At 49.1% G+C, this 281-nt stretch carries 1 protein-coding gene; it reads right to left on the reverse strand.

Going from position 1 to position 281, the window contains the following annotated elements; all coding sequences use genetic code 11:
- Positions 1-281: MSCRAMM family adhesin SdrC (locus tag HZY83_RS05650; protein WP_218925353.1), on the reverse strand; the 281-nt coding region annotated here is incomplete at both ends.

The raw sequence follows: 281 nt of genomic DNA on the forward strand, positions 1-281 counted from the left end.
GTGCAAGTACATCAGCGAGTGAGTCGGCATCAACGAGTGCATCAGAAAGTGCCAGCACATCAGCAAGTGAATCAGCATCAACAAGTGCGTCTGTAAGTGCCAGCACATCGGCAAGTGAATCAGCATCAATGAGTGCGTCAGAATCTGCAAGTATATCGGCAAGTGAATCAGCATCGACAAGTGCATCAGTAAGTGCAAGTACATCGGCGAGCGAATCAGCATCAACGAGTGCATCAGTAAGTGCAAGCACATCAGCAAGCGAATCAGCATCAACGAGTGCG

Origin of the sequence: Gemella sp. GH3 (assembly GCF_013415425.1) — a bacterium.
Lineage (GTDB): Bacteria > Bacillota > Bacilli > Staphylococcales > Gemellaceae > Gemelliphila.